19 protein-coding genes and 1 pseudogene are annotated in these 19,575 nt (G+C 66.6%); 8 read left to right on the top strand and 12 right to left on the bottom strand.

What is annotated here, in order from left to right:
* Positions 1–45: 45 nt before the first annotated feature.
* From WDLP6_RS34215 to WDLP6_RS34200, 4 genes are read right to left on the bottom strand one after another with little or no spacing between them, the layout of a single operon-like run.
* Complete coding sequence (locus WDLP6_RS34215) at positions 46–1,623, bottom strand: FadD3 family acyl-CoA ligase (RefSeq protein WP_162595713.1); 1,578 nt, start codon at positions 1,621–1,623, stop codon at positions 46–48.
* Entirely contained in the window at positions 1,620–2,540 is a 921-nt protein-coding gene (locus WDLP6_RS34210; RefSeq protein WP_162595712.1) for a crotonase/enoyl-CoA hydratase family protein, read from the bottom strand. The genes WDLP6_RS34215 and WDLP6_RS34210 overlap by 4 nt, the downstream gene beginning before the upstream one ends.
* A gap of 2 nt (positions 2,541–2,542) precedes the next feature.
* Positions 2,543–3,295, bottom strand: coding sequence for a GntR family transcriptional regulator (locus WDLP6_RS34205; RefSeq protein ID WP_162595711.1), 753 nt, complete (start codon positions 3,293–3,295; stop codon positions 2,543–2,545).
* A complete protein-coding gene (locus WDLP6_RS34200) occupies positions 3,295–4,071 on the bottom strand; it encodes an SDR family oxidoreductase (protein ID WP_162595710.1) in 777 nt (258 codons plus the stop codon). Before WDLP6_RS34200 ends, WDLP6_RS34205 begins: the two co-directional genes overlap by 1 nt.
* Positions 4,072–4,333: 262 nt before the next feature.
* On the opposite strand from WDLP6_RS34200, the gene WDLP6_RS34195 reads away from it, so the two are divergent.
* From WDLP6_RS34195 to WDLP6_RS34170, 6 genes are all read left to right on the top strand, one after another.
* On the top strand, positions 4,334–4,957 hold the full coding sequence (locus WDLP6_RS34195) for an NIPSNAP family protein (RefSeq protein ID WP_162595709.1): 624 nt from the start codon (positions 4,334–4,336) through the stop codon (positions 4,955–4,957).
* 61 nt (positions 4,958–5,018) lie between these two features.
* Positions 5,019–6,155: an ABC transporter substrate-binding protein gene (locus tag WDLP6_RS34190; protein ID WP_162595708.1), complete on the top strand. Its 1,137-nt coding sequence runs from the start codon at positions 5,019–5,021 to the stop codon at positions 6,153–6,155.
* Between the two features lie 3 nt (positions 6,156–6,158).
* The gene (locus WDLP6_RS34185) at positions 6,159–7,046 is read left to right on the top strand and encodes a branched-chain amino acid ABC transporter permease (protein WP_162595707.1); all 888 of its coding nucleotides are present in this window, start codon (positions 6,159–6,161) and stop codon (positions 7,044–7,046) included.
* Between the two features lie 4 nt (positions 7,047–7,050).
* The gene (locus tag WDLP6_RS34180; RefSeq protein ID WP_162595706.1) at positions 7,051–7,911 is read left to right on the top strand and encodes a branched-chain amino acid ABC transporter permease; all 861 of its coding nucleotides are present in this window, start codon (positions 7,051–7,053) and stop codon (positions 7,909–7,911) included.
* A complete protein-coding gene (locus tag WDLP6_RS34175; protein WP_162595705.1) occupies positions 7,908–8,702 on the top strand; it encodes an ABC transporter ATP-binding protein in 795 nt (264 codons plus the stop codon). Before WDLP6_RS34180 ends, WDLP6_RS34175 begins: the two co-directional genes overlap by 4 nt.
* Positions 8,674–9,369 carry an ABC transporter ATP-binding protein gene (locus WDLP6_RS34170; RefSeq protein ID WP_162595704.1) on the top strand — a complete coding sequence of 232 codons (696 nt, stop codon included), beginning with the start codon at positions 8,674–8,676 and terminating at the stop codon, positions 9,367–9,369. Before WDLP6_RS34175 ends, WDLP6_RS34170 begins: the two co-directional genes overlap by 29 nt.
* A 76-nt stretch (positions 9,370–9,445) precedes the next feature.
* Here the strand turns inward: WDLP6_RS34170 and WDLP6_RS34165 are convergent.
* From WDLP6_RS34165 to WDLP6_RS34130, 8 genes and pseudogenes are all read right to left on the bottom strand, one after another.
* Positions 9,446–9,598: pseudogene (locus WDLP6_RS34165) on the bottom strand (DDE-type integrase/transposase/recombinase); the annotation flags it as partial.
* Between the two features lie 15 nt (positions 9,599–9,613).
* Positions 9,614–10,591, bottom strand: a complete 978-nt coding sequence (locus tag WDLP6_RS34160) for a Bug family tripartite tricarboxylate transporter substrate binding protein (protein WP_162595703.1) — start codon at positions 10,589–10,591, stop codon at positions 9,614–9,616.
* A gap of 33 nt (positions 10,592–10,624) precedes the next feature.
* The gene (gene tcuB, locus WDLP6_RS34155) at positions 10,625–11,809 is read right to left on the bottom strand and encodes a tricarballylate utilization 4Fe-4S protein TcuB (RefSeq protein ID WP_162595702.1); all 1,185 of its coding nucleotides are present in this window, start codon (positions 11,807–11,809) and stop codon (positions 10,625–10,627) included.
* The gene (tcuA, locus tag WDLP6_RS34150) at positions 11,796–13,196 is read right to left on the bottom strand and encodes an FAD-dependent tricarballylate dehydrogenase TcuA (RefSeq protein ID WP_162595817.1); all 1,401 of its coding nucleotides are present in this window, start codon (positions 13,194–13,196) and stop codon (positions 11,796–11,798) included. The genes tcuB and tcuA overlap by 14 nt, the downstream gene beginning before the upstream one ends.
* A 103-nt stretch (positions 13,197–13,299) precedes the next feature.
* A complete protein-coding gene (locus WDLP6_RS34145; protein WP_162595701.1) occupies positions 13,300–14,226 on the bottom strand; it encodes a LysR substrate-binding domain-containing protein in 927 nt (308 codons plus the stop codon).
* A gap of 280 nt (positions 14,227–14,506) precedes the next feature.
* A complete protein-coding gene (locus tag WDLP6_RS34140) occupies positions 14,507–15,532 on the bottom strand; it encodes a CaiB/BaiF CoA transferase family protein (RefSeq protein WP_162595700.1) in 1,026 nt (341 codons plus the stop codon).
* Positions 15,529–16,386, bottom strand: a complete 858-nt coding sequence (locus WDLP6_RS34135) for a MaoC/PaaZ C-terminal domain-containing protein (RefSeq protein WP_232077716.1) — start codon at positions 16,384–16,386, stop codon at positions 15,529–15,531. Before WDLP6_RS34135 ends, WDLP6_RS34140 begins: the two co-directional genes overlap by 4 nt.
* Positions 16,383–17,624, bottom strand: coding sequence for a thiolase family protein (locus WDLP6_RS34130; RefSeq protein ID WP_162595699.1), 1,242 nt, complete (start codon positions 17,622–17,624; stop codon positions 16,383–16,385). The genes WDLP6_RS34135 and WDLP6_RS34130 overlap by 4 nt, the downstream gene beginning before the upstream one ends.
* A 143-nt stretch (positions 17,625–17,767) precedes the next feature.
* On the opposite strand from WDLP6_RS34130, the gene WDLP6_RS34125 reads away from it, so the two are divergent.
* Together WDLP6_RS34125 and WDLP6_RS34120 are read left to right on the top strand one after the other, a co-directional pair.
* Positions 17,768–18,502, top strand: a complete 735-nt coding sequence (locus tag WDLP6_RS34125) for an SDR family oxidoreductase (protein ID WP_162595698.1) — start codon at positions 17,768–17,770, stop codon at positions 18,500–18,502.
* A gap of 76 nt (positions 18,503–18,578) precedes the next feature.
* Entirely contained in the window at positions 18,579–19,568 is a 990-nt protein-coding gene (locus tag WDLP6_RS34120) for a Bug family tripartite tricarboxylate transporter substrate binding protein (protein ID WP_162595697.1), read from the top strand.
* The last annotated feature ends 7 nt before the right edge of the window (positions 19,569–19,575 follow it).

The following is a 19,575-nucleotide window of genomic DNA, read 5'->3' as shown; positions in this document are numbered from 1 at the left end:
GGGCAGCGTTTGAGGTTGGTGGTTGTTGAGAGCGAGGGAGTCGATTCAGTGCTCGGCGGCGATCTCGCGCAGCCGGGTCTTGAGGACCTTGCCGCTCCCGTTCTTCGGCAGCTCGTCGACGAAGCGGACGACGCGCGGCACCTTGTAGTTGGCCATGCGCCCTCGCGCCCATTCGATGAGATCGGCCTCCGTCGGATCGGCAGCAGCGCGGCGCACGACGAAGGCCAGACCGACTTCGCCCAGGCGCTCGTCCGGGATGCCGATGACCGAGACTTCCGCCACGTCCTCGTGCTGCAGCAGCATGTTCTCGATCTCGGCCGGATAGGCATTGAAGCCGCCGGCAATGTACATGTCCTTGAGCCGGCCGACGATGCGCAGGTTGCCCTGCTCGTCCAGTGATCCGAGATCGCCGGTGAGCAGCCAGCCATCGGGCGTGAGCGTGCTCGTGGTCGCCTCGGGATCCTCGAAATAGCTGTCCATCACGACGTAGCCGCGCACGCGGATCTCGCCTGACTCGCCCGCGGGCAGTTGCCTGCCGTCGGTGGAGAAGATGGCGACCTCGCAATCGGGTATGGCGCGCCCGCTCGTCTCGCACAGGATGCGCGTCTCGTCGCCCGGCCGGGTCATGGTCGCGAGGCCGGAGCATTCGGTCAGACCATAGCCAGTCAACATGGTTTCGAAGCCGAAGGTGACGCGGATGCGGTCGATCAATGCTGGAGGCAAGGTGGTGGAACCGGTCACGCAGGCGCGCAACGAGCTCAGATCCGTCTGCGAGAGACCCGGCTCGGCCAGCAGTGCGAAATAGATCGTCGGCGGGCCCGGCAGGATCGTGATGCGCTCGCGCTCGACCAGCGACAGCACCTGCTTCGGATCGAAGACCGCCATCGGGTAAGTCACGGCACCCATCAGGATCGACAGCAGCCAACCCAGCTTGTAGCCCAGCGCGTGGAAGAAGGGATTGACCAGCATCAGCCGGTCGCCCTGCCGGAAGCCGCCGAGGCGGCCGAAATCGTGGAAGGCCCTGAGCACCTGACCGTGCCGGCCGACGACGCCCTTTGGATGGCCGGTGGTGCCCGAGGTGAACATGACGTCGCAGACGTCGTCGGCCTTCACGGCGCGGGCGATCGCCGTCACTTCTTCCGGGGATACGGACTCGCCGTCGGCCACGAGCTGCGACCAGCTGATGCCCTTGTCCAGCGGCACGTCGTCGAGGCTGACCACCTCGTACTGCAGGCCGGTGCAACCCTGGGTCAGCATGGCCTCGTAGTCGGTGTCGAGGAAATGCCGGTGCACGAACACCACCTTGGGCCGCGCGCGGCCGACGATGTAGCCGGCCTCGTCGGCGCGGAATCGCGTGTTGAGCGGGACGATGGCCGCACCCAGGCTCTGCGTTGCCAGTGCGGCGACGATCCAGCGCCATCCATTCGGCGCCCAGATCGCGACCCGATCGCCCGGTTGCACGCCGTGCGCGCGCAGGCCGCGCGCGGCGCGCTGCACCTGCTCGCCGAGGCCGGCATAGCTGAGGCGCAGATCGCCCTCGACCACGGCCAGCGCCGTGCCGTGGCGCTCGACCGCGTCTTCCAGCAGGTGCGGGATGCTGCGCCAGATGGCGCTAGCCGTCATACGCTCTCTCCGGCTGAGCGTCCCGCGGCTGCATGCAGGGTCACCATGCCATCGCCGAAAGGCTCGTCCCGGTTGCGCAGGGCCACCTTGAGCCCGTGCTGCGTGAGGTCGCTCGCGAACTGCGCGCGACGAGGGCCGTTGGCGGTGTGCGAGCGCGCGTTCATCTCGACGGCCATGCGCTGCAGCGACCGCGCACCGGCCAGCTCCATCGCGATGTTGACGATCCGCTTCTGCGTGGTCAGCAGCTCGTGGTCGACGAAGCCGAGGCGATTGGCGAGTTCGTCGACCGCCGCATCGAGCCTGTCGGCGGGCACCGCATCCATAACCAGGCCGATGCGCGCGGCATCGCGGCCCCAGACGCAGTCGCCGCTCAGCAACAGCCGCTTCGCCCACTGCGGACCCACGTGATAGAACCACATGTTGTTCGGCGCGGTGCCGTTGGCGCGCGTGGCCGGAAAGCCGATGCGCGCATCCTCGGACGCAATCACCATGTCGCACATCAAGGCCAGGTCGGTGCCGCCGGCCAGGCAGTTGCCGTGCACCTTCGCAATGACCGGCTTGTGGATGTCGAACAGCACCGCTGTGAGCGCCTGCGTGCGCTCGAGCTGCCAGGCATCGTCGTCCAGCGTATCGCCAACCGAGCGATAGCGTGCTGCCTCGGCCGCCTTGTCGGCATCGACGCCGCCGCTGTAGACGTTCGAGAAATCGTAGCCGGCGCAGAAGTCCTTGCCGGCACCGTCGAGCACGATGACATTCACGTCCACCAGATCGTCGGCCTCGAGCAACGCGGCATGCAGCTCGACCATCATCGGCTCATGCAGCGCGTTGCGCTTGTCCGGCCGGTTCAGCGTGATGCGCGCGACCTTGCGTTCGACCGCGAATGCGATGAAATCGGACGATTTGATCCATTTGGCCACTTTCAACTCCTTTTGAACGAGCCGGTGGCCTTCGCGATCCCGGTCGGGGTCCGCGGTGTCGCGGCGCGAGTGTCATCGGCGATGAACTGCGAGCGCAGGGTCACTTGGTGCGCGGCAGACAAATGGCTCCGCATGACCGAGCCTGCCCAACCCGGGTCGTGGCTGCGGAAGGCAGCCACCAGTTCGCGGTGATGGTCCATGCTGCGCATCAGCTCTTCACGGCTATAGGCTGCGAAGGTGCGCATGACCATCGACAGGTCGACCAGCGTCTTCACGATATTCGCCAATCGCGGCTGCCCGCACTCTTGCAGGATCAGGCGATGGAACTCCTCGTTGAGCGCCGTCAGCTTGTCGGACCGTCCGGCTGCCGATGCGGCGGCCACCCCGTCCATCGACGCGCACAGCGCCTGCATGCGGGCGATAGCCTCCGGCCCGATGCGCATGGCCGCGTGCTCGCAGGCGTGGCCTTCGAGCAGCACGCGCAGGTTGAACACCTCGTCCACATCGGTGCGGGTCCACGAGGCGACGAAAGCGCCGCGGTTGACATGCAGCTCGACCAAGCCTTCCGCCTGCAGCCGCCGCAGCGCGCCGCGTACGGGGGTGCGGCTCACGCCGAGCGAGCTCGCGAGAGACTCGGTCGACAAATGCGTGCCGCCCGGATATTCGCCATCGACGATCCGCTTGCGCACGCTGCGATAGACGAGCGACTCGGCGTCGCTCTCCTGCGCGCTCGCGGGAACCTTGTCGGGTCCCATCAGCGGATGACCTCGAAGTTGCCGTCGACGCTGATCGTCTGGCCGCTGATGTTGCGGCCGGCCGGCGACAACAGGTACACGGCGAGCGCCGCCACCTCCGAAGACTTCACCATCCGACGCAGCGAGATATCGGCGAGGAAGCCGGCTTCGATGTCGGCCTCGCTGCGACCGGTGGCCTGGGACCTCGCAGCGATCACCGAGCGGATGCGCGGACCTTCCACCAAGCCAGGCAGGATGGCGTTCACGCCGATGTCCGAAGGGCCCAGCTCCATCGCCCAAGTCTTGGTCAAACCGATCAAAGCCCATTTGGAACCCACATAGGCCGAACGCAGCGGAAAGCCGAGGCGCCCGGCGACCGAGGCGATGTTGACGAGCGAGCCGCCTCCGGCACGGCGCAGATGCGGGACCGCGGCACGCGTGCAGAAGAAGCTGCCGTGCACGTTGATGGCGTAGGTGCGCATCCAGTCGTCCGTGGGCGTGAGCTCGATCGGGGACGTGGGTCCGGAGATTCCGGCGTTGTTGACCAGCGCATCGACGCGGCCCAATCGCTCGGCCGCCTCGTCCACCATGCGCACGACTGCCGCCTCGTCCGCTACATCGCACAGGGACACGCCCACCGACGGATGCGCCGCGGCGAAGGCATCGAGCCGGCCGCGATCGATATCGCAGACGTGCACGGCCGCGCCCGCCTCGATCAGGGCTGAAGCGATTTCGGCGCCAATGCCGGAGGCGCCGGCTGTCACCACAACGCGCCGTCCGCTGCATTGGAAATTCATCGGGAAGACCTCTCGCTAGATGCCGGCCAAGGGCCTCTGAGCCGCTGCAGGAGCACTGCGGCAATGACGCGAGGTTCACATGGATTGGATGCAATGTCAATAAATGGATCCAAGATAAATTGCCAAAAATATAAAGTTCATAGGAGATACAGGGGAAACCCTGGATCTGGCCATCCGTAATTGGATACAAAATTGACCGCAGCTACGCGAGCGCCGCTCGTGGGCCCAGGCGCTTCCGGAGTGATGAAACATGGTGTTTGAGATGCGGACGTATTCCTTCCATCCGGGTGCGCTCCCGACCTATCTGCATCTCGCGCAGGTACTCGGCCGCCCGGTGCGGGGCAACGATTTCGGCATCTGCTGCGGCTACTGGATCGCCCAGACCGGCCGGCTCGATCAGGTCTGGCATCTGTGGAGCTACGACAGCCTCGACGAGCGCACGCGGCTTCGCGCTATCCTGATGCAGAACGATCGGTGGACGAAGGAATACGGCGGCGCCGTGCTTCCGCTTCTCCAGCGTCAGGACATCCGGCTCCTGGGTCCGGTGCGCCCGATGAGCGCACCCGAGACGGGCGGTCTGTTCGAGCTGCGCCTGCACCGGGCCCGTCCCGGCCACGCGAAGCCCTGGCTCGACGAAGCCCTGTCGCGCGAAGAGGCTGACACGGCTTCATCGTCGCGGACCGTTGGCCTGTGGACCGGCATTTCCCCGCAGCCGAACGAGGTCGTGCAACTGCTCAGCTTCTCGTCCTGCGACGACTGGCTGCGCGACCGCGCCGCGCATCAATTGCCTCGGGCCGAAGGCTCTTCCGAGCAAGCGCAGGAATCGAAGCTCGTTGAAGTCGAATCGATTCTCCTGAAGCCCACGCTCTTTTCACCCATGCAGTAGGACTGGCCTCAGTCCCGCATCCCCTCCATCGAACCCAACGGAGACATCACAGATGATGAGCTTGAAGAAACTCCTTCGCATCACGGCGACACTGCTGCCCACGCTCGGCGCGATCACGAGCGCCTGGGCGGTCGATCCGGGCACTTACAAGATCGGCTTCGTTGCCGACCGCACCGGCGTGGTGGCCTTCGCCGGCATCTCCTATGCGCAAGGCGCGCAACTGGCCGTCGAACAGATCAATGCCTCCGGCAGCATGGGCCAAGGCGCGAAGCTCGAGATCGTCGAGCGCGAAGGCGGCAGCGACGTAGCCAAGAGCATCCAGGGCTACAACCAGCTCATCGCGGACCGCAGCGTGATCGCCACGAGCTGCTGCATTTTCTCGAACATCGCTGGTGCACTGAAGGCCATCGCCGTGCCCAACAAGGTGCCGCTGGTCTTCTACGGCGCGACGATGCCGAACTTGCCGTCGCTGCCCTGGGCCTACAACGTCACGGGCCTGCCGGGGCTGCAGGAGATCGCGTTGTCGAAACACCTGGTCGAGGTCCTGAAGCCGAAGACCGTGGCCTACTTCGTTCTGTCCGACAACGATGCATTCCAGGCCCGCTACAAGGCCAGCCGGGAAATCTTCGAAGCCTCCGGCGCGAAGACCGTCGGCGTCGTCACCGCGCTCGGCGCGGACACCGACTTCACCGCGCAGGCCACCGAGGTGATCTCGTACAAGCCTGACTTGATCATGGTCTACGTGACGCAGATTCCGGCCTCGAGCTTCATCGCTGCGGTGCGCGCACGCGGCTGGGCCGGGCGCATGGCCACCAATGAAGCGGTCTCGCCGGCCGCGGTGTTCAAGAAGGTCGGTCCGGCCCTCGCGGGCGTCCCCTTCTCGGTCGGGTTCGCGTCCGACGTGGCGGACAGCGATGCCGGCAAGGCCTTCGTCTCCAGCTACAACAAGAAATTCGGGGCCGATCCCGACGTGTACGCCGCGCAGGGCTTCACCGCGATGCAGCTGATCGCGCAAGGCATGCAGACACTCTCCGGCAAGCCGACGCGCGAGCAGCTCGCCGAAGCCATGGCCAAGCTGCCGACGATCCGCGACGACGTCTACGGCGGCGTGAACCTGGTCAATGGCCAGGTCCAGACCAAGCAGAACCTCTTTCTCGCCTGGTCGCCCGAAGGCAAGATCGTGCGCTGGAAGCCCTGATCGATGGAGCTCTTTGCTTCTCAGCTCCTCAACGGCCTCGCACTGGGTTCGCTGTACGGCCTTTTCGGCATCGGCTTCGGGCTCGTGTTCGCCACGCTCGGCATCCTGAATGCAGCGCAGGGCTGCTACGCGAGCTGGGCCGCGATCGCGGGGCTGATCGCGGCCGAGCGCGCGGGTCTGCCCTTTCCGCTCATCATGCTCGCGGGCATGGGCGGCGCCGCTGCGGTGGCGGTGATCGTGGACCAGATGGGCTTCCAGCCGCTGCGCGCACGCGGCGCCGACATGTTGGGCGCATTGATCACGAGCATCGCGTTCTGGATGATCCTCGACAGCTTGGCCGGCTTCGCCACCGGACAACAGAGCCTGAGCTTCCCGCCTCAGAGCTACCCTGGCCAGATGCTGCTGACCCAGCCGGTGCCCCTGCCGGCGATGCAGCTCATCGCAATCCTGGCGCTGGTGGTGGTGGCCGTCGGCACGCATCTGCTCATGACGCGCTCGGCGGTCGGCTCGGCCATCCGCGCCGTCGGCTGGAACCCGGTTTCGGCCGCACTGAGCGGCGTCAACAGCCGCTACGTGATCGTGCTGACGGCTGCGCTCTCGGGCGCCATCTCGGGCACGGCGGGCATCCTGGGCGGCGTGCTCACGGCCAACGTGTCGTTCACGCTCGGGCAGGGGCTGATGCTCAAGGGGTTCGCGGCCGTCGTGGTCGGAGGCTATTCCGATGTGCGCGGCACGGCGATCGCCGGCGTGGTCCTGGGCATCCTCGAAGTGTTCGTCGGCCAGTACTTCTCGGCCAGCTACCGCGATGCCTTCACCTATTCGCTTCTTCTGATCTTCCTGCTGGTCAAGCCACAAGGGCTGTTCGGCAAGGGCAGCTTCGTGAGGGCCTGATCGAATGGACAACCTGAGCGATCTCTGGGCCGCGCATCGCAGCACTGTGGCCTTCGCCATGGTGAACGCGATGTTCGCGCTCAGCACCTACGTGGTCCTGTCCGCGGGATTCCTCAGCTTCAGCACCGTGGTGTTCGGCGCGATGGGCGGCTTCGTCGGCGCGCAGATGGTCATCAAGGGCCTGCCGCTCGCCGTCGTCTTCATCGTCTCGGGACTGGCGGGGCTGATCATTTCGCTGCTGGTCGCGGCCGTGTTCCTGCGGCTCAACAGCCACTGGATGGCGCTCGCCAGCCTGGCACTGGTGCTGATCACGCGCGTGGTCGTGCTGAATGCGACGACGCTGACCGGTGGGGTCAACGGCCTCAGCATTCCGATGGCGCTGCCGCTGGATTGGCTCACAGGCATCCTGGTGCTCACCGTGCTGGCTTTCTATGCGCTGTATCACTCCTGGTTCGGCATCGCCTCGCGCGTGCTGCGCGAGGACCCTTCGGTGGCCGCCTGCATGGGCGTGGACTTGCGCAAAGTGCAATTCATCGCCTTCGGCATCAGCGGCATCGTCGGCGGCGTCGGAGGTGCGGCGATGGCGATGCTGCTGCAGTACATCTCGCCGGACACCTTCTTCCTGGGCATCGCGTTCACGATGATCGCGGCGACCGTCCTTGGCGGCTCCTACCACTGGCTCGGCCCGGTGTTGGGCGCGGCGGTCTACACGGTGCTGCCCAGCGTCATGCAATTCATCGTGCCGAGCCTTCAGGATGTGGCCAACGGCGTCTTCCTGTTGCTGATCATGGTATTCCTGCCGCGCGGCCTGATCGACCCGCGGGCGATGCGAATGCGGCGATCTGCCAAGGGCCGGGCATCGTGAGCGCCATCCTCGAGCTCGACCGGGCGAGCAAGTCCTTCGGCGGCATCGCGGCGGTGAGCGAGCTCTCGTTCGCCGCGGGGCGCGGCAAGGTCACGGGACTGATGGGCCCGAATGGCGCCGGCAAGACGACGGTGATCAATCTCATCAGCGGTCTGCTGAAGTGCGACAGCGGAAGCATCCGTCTCGAGGGCACCGAAGTCAGCCGCGCGAAGCCGCACGATATCGGCGCGCTGGGCCTGGCGCGAACCTATCAGAACGTGCGGTTGATCTCGGGGCTGACGGCGCTCGAACAGGTGATCGCGGGCTCTTTCCTGAAGCGGGACACATCCTTCATCGCGAGCTTCCTGCACACGCCGGCCGCGCGGCGACGCATGCGCGCACTGCGAGACAAGGCCATGCATCTGCTCCAACGCGTGGGCATGGCGCATGCGGCCGACACGCTGGCCGAGACGCTCTCGTACGGCGAGCAGCGGCGCGTCGAGATCGCGCGCGCGCTGGGCGCCGACCCGGTGCTGCTGCTGCTCGACGAGCCGACGGCCGGCATGAATCCGCAGGAGTCCAACGAGATCGGGCAGCTGACCCATCGCCTGCGCGACGAAGGGCTCAGCATCCTGATGGTTGAGCACAACATGAAGCTGGTGGTCGACTTCTGCGATTCGGTCGTGGTGGTGAACTTCGGTCGCCGGATCGCCGTGGGCAAGCCGGTCGATTGCATCAGGGATTCCAAGGTACAGGAAGCTTATTTTGGCAAGCAACGAATCGATGCTGACGGTCTCGGGACTCTCGGCTAGCTACGGGGCGATCAGAGCGGTCGAAGACGTCAGCCTGGAAGTTCCGGTCGGCGGCTTCGCGGCCCTGCTCGGCGCCAACGGCGCAGGCAAGTCCACTACTCTGCGCAGCATCATGGGGCTGCACCGCCCGATCAAGGGCTCGGTCAAGCTGCGCGACGTCGAGCTGTCGCGGTTGTCCCTGCACCGCGTAGTGCGCCTCGGCATGGCCTTCGTACCGGAAGGGCGGATGGTTGCGGCGCCGCTGACGGTGGAGGAGAACCTGCGTCTGTCGGTCTACGCGGGCCGCCACCACATCGCGAAACATCTCGACCGCGTCTACCAGCTCTTCCCGCGTCTGAAGGAACGCCGCACGCAGACGGCGGGCCTGATGAGCGGTGGCGAACAGCAGATGCTCGCCATCGGCCGCGCGATGATGAGCGGGCCCGACGTGCTCGTGCTGGATGAGCCGTCGATGGGTCTGGCACCGGCCATCGTCGATCTCGTCTTCGAAGCCATCGTCGCCCTGCATGCCCAAGGCCAAACGGTGCTCCTGGTCGAGCAGAACGCGGCCGTGGCGATGTCGGTGGTGCAGTACGCCTACTTCCTGAAGCGCGGTCGGATCGTGCTGCAAGGCAAGCCGAGCGAACTGCGGAATTCACCGGAGGTGATGGAGGCGTATTTGGGGTAGCGCTGGCGACGGCTTTGTCACGTTAGCGATGGCGGGTTGAAAAAGGTCTGGAGATGGATCTCTCAGAAGGCGGCGCACGGAGTTTGACGTATTGCGAGCCGCGATCCGAGTGACAAATCAAGCTGCCATCGCGCTCGGGTTGACGCTCGTACAGCGCTTGCTCCAACGCATCGAGCACGAAGTCCGTGCGCATCGAACTGCGGACCCGCCAGCCCACGATGCGCCTGGACGCATCGCCAAGAATTCAGTTGGCGGTGATCTTGCGGTCGCGCACGATTGCGCTCCACTTAGCGTCTTCCTTTTTCATGAAGTCGGTGAGCTCGGCGCGGGTGGTCGGCTGCGGCGTCAGGCCGTGCTTGTTCAGAGCCTCCTTCACGCCGGGATCGGCCAGCACCCTGACGATGGCTTGGTTCCAGCGCTCCAGGATGGCCACAGGCGTCCTGCCGGATGCCACGAAGGCGTACCAGTTAAGGGCTTCGAAGCCCGGGTAACCAGACTCGGCCACCGTCGGGATGTTGGGCATGTAGGCCGGGCGGGTCAGGCCGGTGGTAGCCAGCGGGATCAACTTGCCGGCTTCGATGTGCGGCAGCGCCGTGGGCGGCGCCGAGAAATACGAGGCGATGCGTTCGCCCAGCAAGTCCTGCAGGGCCGGGGCGCCGCCCTTGTAGGGCACGTGCACCATGTCGATGCCGGCGCGCTGGTTAAACAGCTCCCCGGCCAGGTGCGAAGCCGAGCCGGCACCGGTGGAGGCGAAGTCGACGCTGCCCGGTTTCTTCTTCGCCAGGGCCACGAACTCGGCCAGGGTCTTCACGCCCAGGCCTTTGTGCACCACCAGCACATTGGGGAAGTTCACCCCGCCCGAGATCGCGGCCAGGTCCTTGAACGGGTCGTAGCTGACCTTCATCACATGCGGTGCGATGGTCAGCGGGCCGATGGAGCCGAACAACAGCATCGAGCCGTCGGCCGGCCCGTTGGCCACCTGCTGGTGGGCGATGTTGCCGCCGGCGCCGGCCTTGTTTTCGACGATCACGGTCTGGCCAATGTCCTCGCCGAGTTTCCGGGCGATCAGTCGTGCCGCCGCGTCGGCTGCGCCACCGGCGGCGAAGCCCACCACCAGGGTGACGGGTTTCTTCGGCGGGAAATCCTGGGCCTGCGCGTGGCAGGCCAAGCAGAGAGCCGCGCCGGCCAGGGATATGGCGCGCAGAAGTTGTCGTTTGTTCATCGCAGTCTTCTTGGGGTTGTCGTGTTGGGTGGTTCAGTCCGCACCAAGGCCGATAGGGTTGGGCTGGCGCTTCTCCACGGCATGGCGCAGCAGCGCAGCGCTGCGGAAGATGCCATGGCCAAACTTGCCGTAGGGCATCGTGACAAACAGGGCCATCACCGCGCCCAGGTGCAGGCACAGCAGTAGAGTCAGGGCGGGTGTGCCGCGGCCGAGCCACAGGGCCAGGCCGCTGGCGCTGGTGAGGAACAGCAGGGCGATGAAGCCGAGGTCCATCGGCTTTTGGGCTGGGTCCCCATGCAGCGGATGGCGCTTGCGGTTCAGCCGCCACAGGCCGGCGGTGCCGAGCATCAGGCTGATGCCACCGACCACGCCGAGCAGCTTGGGCACGCTGGGCAGGGCGTAGGGCGCGGCCCAGCCGAAGGCGTAGTGGTAGAGCGTAGCCACGCTGGTGGCGGCGAAACACAGTAGGAAGCCATAGAAGGTGAGATGGTGGAAGCGCCTGCGTGCCAGCGTGTAGGCATCGTCTTCGTTGTGGCAGCCGTCGCCATGGCCGCCGTCGAGGTACCTGAGACGCAGCACAGCGTCGCTGGCTTCGGCCGCGGCGTACGCATTCAGCGGCGCGCCGCTGGTGGCGGGCGTGATTTCGCGCCAGAAGCGCCGCACGCCCATGGCCAACGCCAGCGTGGCGAACAGGAACACGGGGGCGAACAGACTCACCAGCAGGTTGTGAGGAAATACGCTGTAGAAGTTGTCGCCTGGCGCCGCGCCCCACAGGCTGCCTTTGAGCAGCGCGGCGAGTGCCAAGAACAACGCCAGCGCCGCGGCGAGGGCTAGCGACAGCGTCAGCCCGTTGCGCTGGTAGAGCACCCCGAGTGCGGGTGGCCAGGCGTAGTCCACATAGGTCTGTCCGCGCACCTCGGACATAGCCTGAGGCACGTTAACGGCAAACTCATGCGGCGGCGCATACTGGCAGGCATGCAGGCAGGCGCCGCAGTTGTGGCAGAGGTTGGCCAGGAAGTGGATGTCGGCCTTGCCGAATTCGAGCCGGCGGGTCATGGCCGGGAACACGGCGCAGAAGCCCTCGCAGTAGCGGCAGGCATTGCAGATTTGCATCTGCCTGCCGACCTCGGTCTCAGCGGCCGAAGGAATGGGAATGACGCGGCGCGGACCACCTGCGAGTGACACGGCCTCGCGTGCCAAGGCTTCAAGCGATTGCATGTTTCTGCTTCAGGACGGCGGCCGCGGCCTGGGTGCCGGCGATGCGGCCAAAGGCGGTGCCGATGCTCATGCCCACGCCGGCGGCGTAGCCCTTGCCGAGCACGTTGCCGGCCATCATTTCGCCGGCCACGAAGAGGTTGGGGCTGGGCCGGCCGCCGAAGCGCACGGCCGTGGTTTCGTCCACCTTCAGGCCGAGGTAGGTGAAGGTGATGCCGGGCCGCAGCGGATACGCGTAGAAGGGTGCGGTGTCGATGGGCCGGGCCCAGTGGGTCTTGGCCGGTGAGAGGCCTTCGGTGTGGCAGTCGTCAAGCGCGGTGTGGTCGAAGCGGCCAACGCGGCAGGCGGCGTTGTAGTCGGCGATGGTGCGCAGGAAAGTCGCCTCGTCCAGTCCGAGCTGGCGTGCCAGGTCGGGCAGCGTATCTGCGATGGTGCCGGGAAACACTGGCGGCATGAAGCGGCCCATGGCCTTCTGGTCGATGATGGAGTAACCCACCTGGCCCGGCTGCTGCGCCACCAGCCGGCCCCAGATGGCGTAGCGCTTGGGCCAGAAGTCTTCGCCTTCGTCGTAAAAGCGGTGGGCCTCGCGGTTGACCACCACGCCCAACGACACGCAATCAATGCGGGTGCAGATGCCGCCGTCGTAGAGCGGGGCGCGGGCGTCGATGGCCACCATGTGGCCCTGCGACGGATCACCAATAGCGTCTGCACCGGCATCAATCATCTGTTTCAGCAACACACCCTGGTTGAAACGTGTGCCGCGGATCAGGAAGTTGTCGGTCGGCCATTCGCCGCGCTCGTTCTGGCCCCAGGCCTCGCGCAGCCATTCGCGGTTTGACTCGAAGCCGCCAGCCGCGAGCACGCAGCTTTTGGCGGTGATACGTTCGCCGGCCTCGGTGCGAACCACTTTGAAGCGGTCGCCGTCGAGTTCCACCGAAGCCACCGGCGTCTCGTAACGAATCTGCACGCCGAGGCGTTCGGCGCTGCGGTAATAGGCATTCACCAGCGCCTTGCCGCCGCCCATGAAGAAGGCGTTGGTGCGGGCCACATGCAGCGCGCCGGAGAGCGGCGGCTGGAAGTGCACACCGTGGCCGCGCATCCAGTCACGGCAGTTTGACGAGGCGCGGATCACCAGCCGGGCCAAATGTTCGTCGGTCAGGCCGCCGGTCACCTTGAGGAGGTCCTGCCAGTATTCTTCCTCTAGGTAGGTCTCGACGAGCACGTCCTGCGGCGCGTTGTGCATGCAGCGCAGGTTGCGGGTGTGCTGTGAATTGCCGCCGCGCCAGGCCTTGGGCGCGGCTTCGAGCAGCAGCACGCTGGCGCCGGCCTCGCGCGCCATCAGCGCGGCGCAAAGCGCGGCATTGCCGCCACCTATGACCAGTACGTCGATCTTTGCCTCGGCTTGTTCATCGCTCACTTCTTGTCTCCTTGTGCGTCAGAAGACTTTAGGCCGGGGGTCCCTCAGGCGAAAGGCCGAATCGGGCAACAGGTGTTCAGTTTTTGAGAAGACTTGCGCCGGCCCAGCGGCCCTCGCGCACCAGCGTGCGCGCGGTGTCGGCCATCACCACCCGGGTGGCCAGCGCGGCCGGCGACAGTTCGTCGTCCGACAGGCTGACCAATAGGTTGCGCCGGCCCACATGGGCGTCGGTGATCTGGCTGCTAAGCACATTGTCCGCCGGCTGGCGTGCGACAGCGGCGCCAGGTTGGATCGTGGCGCCCAAGCCGGCGCGGACGGCGTCCATCAGCAGCGCCAGGCCGTCGATCTCGGCCACAACGTCGGGCACGATGCGCGCGCGGGCAAAGGCGGCGGTGAGGGTGGCGCGCAAGCCATGGCCGGCGCTGGGCATGATCAACGGTACGCCGGCGAGCTGGGACAGACGCACACGCAGGCCAGCAGGCCGCTGCGCCAGCGTGGCGGCGGCGATGAGGAACAGCTTTTCGTCGAGCAAGGGCTCGATGCTCCAGCGGCGCGGTGTGGCGGCTTCGAACAGCACGGCAAGATCGAGTTGGCGTGCCTGCAGCATGCTGGCGAGGTTGCCCGACAGCGACTCCACCAAGTGCAGCCGTACGTCCGGGTAACGGGCACGCATCGCCTGCATCAGCGGCAGGCCGAGCACCGAGGCTGTGGTCGGCGCCAGGCCCACGCTCACATGGCCGGACAAGCGCGCCTGCTGCGCCGCGCGCACCGCCTCGTCAGCATGGCGCAGCGTGAGCTGGGCCTGCTGCAGGAAGGCCACGCCCGCGTCCGTGGGGCTGACGCCGGTGCTGCCACGCTGCAGCAGTCGAGTACTGAGTTCGCTCTCCAGGCGGTTGATCTGCTGGCTCAAGGCCGAAGTCACCACGCCGAGCTCAATGGCGGCGCGGCCCATGCTGCGCAGGTCGCAGACCTTCACGAAATAACGGAGTTGGCGGAGTTCCATAAGTGGCGCGCTGGAGTAGGCGGCAGGCCATCGTAGTGGGTTGTCCCATCGTATACGCAAGGGCAAAGCGCAGACATTCCAAAATGGTCGAGCAGGACCATCGCGGCGTGAAGTCGCGCACCAAGCCCATGCTCGGCTTTCGGCCTGACCGTCGCAACGCACTCAGGAAGTTGTTCGGCCGAGCGGAGAACTTGCAACAGAGCCAGCGCAACGGCGTACAGGCCGTCGCTCATGATTGCTCTCCGTCTTCGTCGTCGTCCCCGGTGGGCGCAGTGTAAGTTCAGCCGTCTGTGACGTCCGACGCCTTCGAGAACCGGGGCACGGGCGCGGTTTGCAGCAACCCCTGCCCCTCAACAAAGCTGCCCCGCGCGATCAGGTGCGGATCGGACGCAAGCTCCGCCAGCGACAGCACGGGCGTCACGCACGCTTCGGTCCCCGCGAAGACGCTTACCCAATGTTGTCGCGGGTGCGATGCGAAGGCTTGCGCGAAAGACTCGTGCAGCTGCGGCCACTGGGCGCGGTCGTTCTGCTCCGGGAGCGTGGCGGCGTCAAGGGTGAGGCCCTTCAGCAGCGCGGCGTAAAAGCGCGGCTCGATCGAGCCCACCGCAACGAATTTGTCGTCGGATGTCCGGTACGTGCGATAAAACGGTGCGCCGCCGTCGACCAAGTTGCTTTCGCGCGCGTCAATCCAGTGGCCCTGCTGGAAGCGGGCGAATGTCGAAGCCATCAGCGCGAGCGTACCGTCCACCATCGCGGCATCGACGACGCTGCCTTCGCCGCCGGGCGCTCGTGCCGGGTTGAGCGCCGAAAGGACGCCGACGAGCAGGAGCATCGCGCCACCGCCGAAGTCGCCGACAAGATTGAGCGGCACCGCGGGCGCATCGCGGGGGCCGATGGCATGCAGCGCGCCCGTGAGCGCAAGAAAGTTGATGTCGTGTCCCACCACCTGTGCGAACGGCCCTGTCTGGCCCCAGCCGGTCATGCGGCCATAGACGAGTCGCGGCTGCTGCGCGAAGCATTCCTTCGGCCCGAGGCCGAGACGTTCCATCACGCCCGGCCGCAGGCCTTCGAGCAGGATGTCGGATTGAGCCACGATGCGCAGCGCGTCGTCGCGCTGCGCTGCATCTTTCAGGTCGGCCGCAACGTTCGTGCGGCCGCGCAGCAGCGGCTCGGCCCGTTGCCCGCCCGACGACGGACGCGCGATGCGCGTGACCTGCGCGCCCAGGTCGGACAGCATCATTCCCGCCCACGTCACCGGCCCGGGTGCTTCGAATTCGACGACGCGAACATCTTGCAGCGGCTTCATGCGGCAAGCTCCAACACGCCTTGGTCGATCGCGACGACGTCGCGCTGCGGCACCCGTACCCGGAACGAACCGTCGTCCCACGCTTCGACGAGCAGCCGATTGCCGGGAAACACAGGCGCGGAAAAACGTAGGCTCACCCGGCGGAATCGGCGAGGCTCGCCTTTCGCGAGCGTGCGCAGCAGCACCTGCATCGCAATTCCCGCCGTGCACATGCCGTGCAGCAAGGGCCGTTCGAAGCCGGCATCGTGCGCGCGTTGCGGGCTGCTGTGTAGCGCAAAGAGATCGCCGTTCAATCGGTAGAGCAGCGCCTGTTCGGGGCGCGTGTCGACGTGCACTTCGACTGCCGGCGCCGCGTCGGGAACATTGCGCGTGACAGGCTTCGGCGGCGGCTCTCCACCAAAGCCTCCGCCCTGGCGCAGCAGGTGCGTTTGCGCAAGCGTTGCCAGCGCCGCTCCCGAGGCGTCGTGCAGCACCCGCTCCGAGCGAATGAAGACGTGACCGCCGGCGCCCTTGTCGTAGATGCCGGTGACGCACGTCGTGCTCGTCACGCGGCCCGACGTGGCGATGGGCGCGTGCCATTCGATCTGTTGCTCGACGTGCATGAGGCGGGCGGGGTCAGCCGTGGTGCCCGGCCGCGCGAGCCAGAAGCCCGGGTACGCCAGCACGAGCGCCATCGAGGGCAGCGCGGCATGGTCTCTGCGTGTTTCGTCGGCAAAGCGAAGCTGCGATTCATCGAGCGGGTCATGGCCCATGCCGCACGAGACGGCATAGAGCGCGCAGTCGCGGGGACACCATTCGTGCTCGACGCGCTCGATGTCGAACCGACGCAGCGCCCCGGGGTCGAATGTGGTCACGGCGCTTCGAGGATCGTTACCGCGCACACGGCTTCTTCGACGCCGTAGAAGCCGCCGCCATTCTCGGCCAGGCCCAGACGCGCGCCACTCACCTGTGCCGCGCCCGCTTCGCCGCGCAACTGGCGGACCAGGTCGTGAATCATCAATGCCCCCGTGGCGCCGATGGGGTGGCCCTTGGACAAGAGGCCGCCCGATACGTTGATCGGCAGGCGCCCGCCGAGGTGTGTCGCGCCGCTTTCCACCAACGCGCCGCCCGAGCCCGTGTCGCAGAAGCCGACATGCTCGATGTGGATGATCTCGGCGATGGCCGATGCGTCGTGCATCTCGGCCAGCGAAATGTCCGATGGCCCCACGCCCGCGCGCTCGTAGGCCTGCATGGCGGCCAGATGGGTGATGTGATGTTCGTCGTCGTCCGGCGCGCGCGCCATACCCGATGCGATCGCGATGCCGCGAATGCGAACCGCCCGCTTCGTGGCGCCCAGGCGCTGGACGGCTTTCTCGCTCGCGACGACCAGTGCGCCCGCACCGTCGCTCATCGGCGCGCACATCGAGCGAGTCATGGGCCAGCTGATCATCTTGTCGGCGAGCACTTCGTCCACCGTCATCGGCGTGCGGTACTGCGCGAGCGGGTTCCACTGCGAATGCCAGTGGTTCTTGGCGGCGACGCTCGCGATCTGCCGTGGCGTGGTGCCGAAGCGCCGCATGTGAAAGCGCGCCTGCGCGGCGTAGATGTCCATGAAGACCGAGCGCTCGGGCGCGGATTCGACACCCGCCGGCACATCCAGGCCTTCGCCGAGCGCCAGCAGCGCGGCGAGGTGTGCGTCGGCGAGGTCGCGGTCCCAGCTGCCCTTGAATGCCTCGAACATCTCCTTGCGGCGCTCGGGGTAGTTCATCTTTTCCGCGCCGACGACGAGCGCGATGTCGGCCAGGCCCGCGCGGACGGCGGCATAGGCCTGGTACAGCCCGGCCGTCGAACTCGCGCAGGCGTTGTCGATGTTGAAGATCGCCAGGCGCTCGAACCCGTCGGCCCGCAGGGAGCACTGGCCCCGGATGCCGTGTTGACCCTCCAGCACGCCCTGGCGCGTGTTGCAGAACCACGCGGCTTCGATGTCGCGGCGCTCGACGCCCGCATCGGCGAGCGCGTCCGCGACAGCCTGCGCGCTCAACGATTTCACCGTGCGGTCCAGGTGTTTGCCCAGCGGCGTCGCCGCCGCGCCGATGACGAATACATCGCCCATCCTTCGCCTTCCTTGCTCTTTAGTTTCGCCCTGCGGTTTCCGCTGCGGGCGCCGTGGCGCGAGGATGCGATGCTGGCCGCCCGCGCGGGAACCGCAGGGCGAAACACAACGGCGAGCAAGCGCCGATTTCACTGGAAGAAGCGATGGACCTGGGGCTGAAGAACAAGGTGGCGCTCGTCACGGGCGCGGGCAACGGCATCGGCGCGGCCATCGCACGGGCGCTGGCGGCTGAAGGTGCCCACGTGGCCGTGGTGGACATCAACATCGAGGCGGCGGAGCGCGTGACAAGTCAGCTGCGCGAGCGCGGCACCGCCATCCGCTGCGACATCACCGATGAGGCGCAGGTCGCCGCAATGGCCGAGTCGGCCGCTTCGCTCGGCCCGGTGGGCATCCTCGTGAACAACGCGGGCTTCACACGCGACACGCGCATCACCAAGATGACGCTGGGCGAGTGGGACGCGGTGGTCGACGTGATCCTCAAAGGCGCGTTCCTGTGCACGCGCGCGCTGATGCCGGCAATGATCGAAGCGGGCTGGGGCCGCGTCATCAATATCTCATCGCGTGCGCACCTGGGCAATCGCGGGCAGGCCAATTACTCGGCGGCCAAGGCGGGCCTGATTGGGTTTACCCGCGCCCTGTCGTTGGAAAACGCGAGACACGGAGTGACGGTAAACGCCGTCGCGCCGGGACTGATCGACACAGAGATGGTGCGAGCGCTTCCCCACTACGAAAGCGTGCGTTCCAGCGTGGAGAAGAATACGCCCATCCCGCGCATGGGCCGGCCCGAGGACGTGGCGGATCTCGTCGTCTTCCTGGCCTCCGAACGCGCGAGTTACGTCACCGGCGACCTGATGCACGTGAGCGGCGGGCGCTATTGAGCGTTTCGATGTGCGGAACCGCCGCGCCTGTGTTGCTGCCTAGGATGGTTGGGAACATCCAACAGGAGACATCGCCATGCTGAATTTCAACGCGCGCCGGCTCGCGCTGGCGTTGCCGGTCATCGCTCTCTCGATGGCGCTTTTCGGGGCGATGCCGGCGACGGCCGCGGGCGAATTCCCCACCAAGCGCATCACCATGCTCGTGGGCTACCCGCCTGGCGGCACGGCGGACCGCACGGCGCGCGTGCTGGGCGAGATGATGGGCAAGGACCTGGGCCAGCCCGTCATCGTGGAGAACAAGTCCGGCGCGAGCCAGACCATCGCGGGCACGGCGCTGCTCGCAGCAGAGCCCGACGGGCACACGATGCTGGTGGTCGCCGAGATCGATTTCGTCTCGGCCGTCGTCACTGCGAAGGGGCTGGCGTACAAGCTGTCCGATTTCAAAACGGTGTGCGGCACAGCCACCACGCCCTACCTCGGCCTCGTCGTGAAGGCCGACTCGCGCTTCAAGACGGTGGACGACGTTGTCGCCGAAGCGAAGGCCAAGCCGGGCTCGCTCTCGTGGGGTACTGCGGGTCTGGGGACGGGCCACTTCTGGACGATGGAGCTGTTTCGCCGTGAAGCCGGCGTGGAGATCCTGCATGTGCCCTACCAGGGCGGCGGCCCCGCCATCACCGCGCTGCTCGGCGGGCAGGTGGACCTGATGGGCGGCTCGTACGCGCTGTGGCGCCCGCAATTGCAGGCGGGCAAGGTGCGCGTACTTTTGATCCAGGGACCGAACCGCCTGGCGGATCTGCCCGGCATCCCCAGCTACAAGGACAAAGGCTGGCTGCCCGCGCTCAAGCAGGGATGGATGCGCGTGCTCGTCTCGAAGCGCACGCCCGATGCGGTGGTGGAGCGCCTGTCGAAATCGTGCGAGCTGATCAAGACCGATGCGCACGCGCAGAAGATTCTTCGCGATGGTGGCGCCGAGCCGGTGTTCTTCAGTGCAGCGGAGGCGACCAAGCTGGCGCAAGAGGACGAGAACGAGATCATCCCGCTCGCGAAAACCGCGCAGATGCAGTGACGGCGGC

The sequence above is a fragment of the Variovorax sp. PBL-E5 genome, from assembly GCF_901827185.1.
Lineage (GTDB): Bacteria > Pseudomonadota > Gammaproteobacteria > Burkholderiales > Burkholderiaceae_C > Variovorax.
This window is presented reverse-complemented; position numbering and strand designations above follow the sequence as displayed.

What these genes read in the sequence shown, in the direction of transcription:
- WDLP6_RS34215 (WP_162595713.1), bottom strand. Translation starts at nt 1,623, where the DNA reads ATGACGGCTAGCGCCATCTGGCGCAGCATCCCGCACCTGCTGGAAGAC.
- WDLP6_RS34205 (WP_162595711.1), bottom strand. Translation starts at nt 3,295, where the DNA reads ATGGGACCCGACAAGGTTCCCGCGAGCGCGCAGGAGAGCGACGCCGAG.
- WDLP6_RS34200 (WP_162595710.1), bottom strand. Translation starts at nt 4,071, where the DNA reads ATGAATTTCCAATGCAGCGGACGGCGCGTTGTGGTGACAGCCGGCGCC.
- WDLP6_RS34195 (WP_162595709.1), top strand. Translation starts at nt 4,334, where the DNA reads ATGCGGACGTATTCCTTCCATCCGGGTGCGCTCCCGACCTATCTGCAT.
- WDLP6_RS34185 (WP_162595707.1), top strand. Translation starts at nt 6,159, where the DNA reads ATGGAGCTCTTTGCTTCTCAGCTCCTCAACGGCCTCGCACTGGGTTCG.
- WDLP6_RS34180 (WP_162595706.1), top strand. Translation starts at nt 7,051, where the DNA reads ATGGACAACCTGAGCGATCTCTGGGCCGCGCATCGCAGCACTGTGGCC.
- WDLP6_RS34170 (WP_162595704.1), top strand. Translation starts at nt 8,674, where the DNA reads ATGCTGACGGTCTCGGGACTCTCGGCTAGCTACGGGGCGATCAGAGCG.
- WDLP6_RS34160 (WP_162595703.1), bottom strand. Translation starts at nt 10,591, where the DNA reads ATGAACAAACGACAACTTCTGCGCGCCATATCCCTGGCCGGCGCGGCT.
- tcuB (WP_162595702.1), bottom strand. Translation starts at nt 11,809, where the DNA reads ATGCAATCGCTTGAAGCCTTGGCACGCGAGGCCGTGTCACTCGCAGGT.
- WDLP6_RS34145 (WP_162595701.1), bottom strand. Translation starts at nt 14,226, where the DNA reads ATGGAACTCCGCCAACTCCGTTATTTCGTGAAGGTCTGCGACCTGCGC.
- WDLP6_RS34140 (WP_162595700.1), bottom strand. Translation starts at nt 15,532, where the DNA reads ATGAAGCCGCTGCAAGATGTTCGCGTCGTCGAATTCGAAGCACCCGGG.
- WDLP6_RS34130 (WP_162595699.1), bottom strand. Translation starts at nt 17,624, where the DNA reads ATGGGCGATGTATTCGTCATCGGCGCGGCGGCGACGCCGCTGGGCAAA.
- WDLP6_RS34125 (WP_162595698.1), top strand. Translation starts at nt 17,768, where the DNA reads ATGGACCTGGGGCTGAAGAACAAGGTGGCGCTCGTCACGGGCGCGGGC.
- WDLP6_RS34120 (WP_162595697.1), top strand. Translation starts at nt 18,579, where the DNA reads ATGCTGAATTTCAACGCGCGCCGGCTCGCGCTGGCGTTGCCGGTCATC.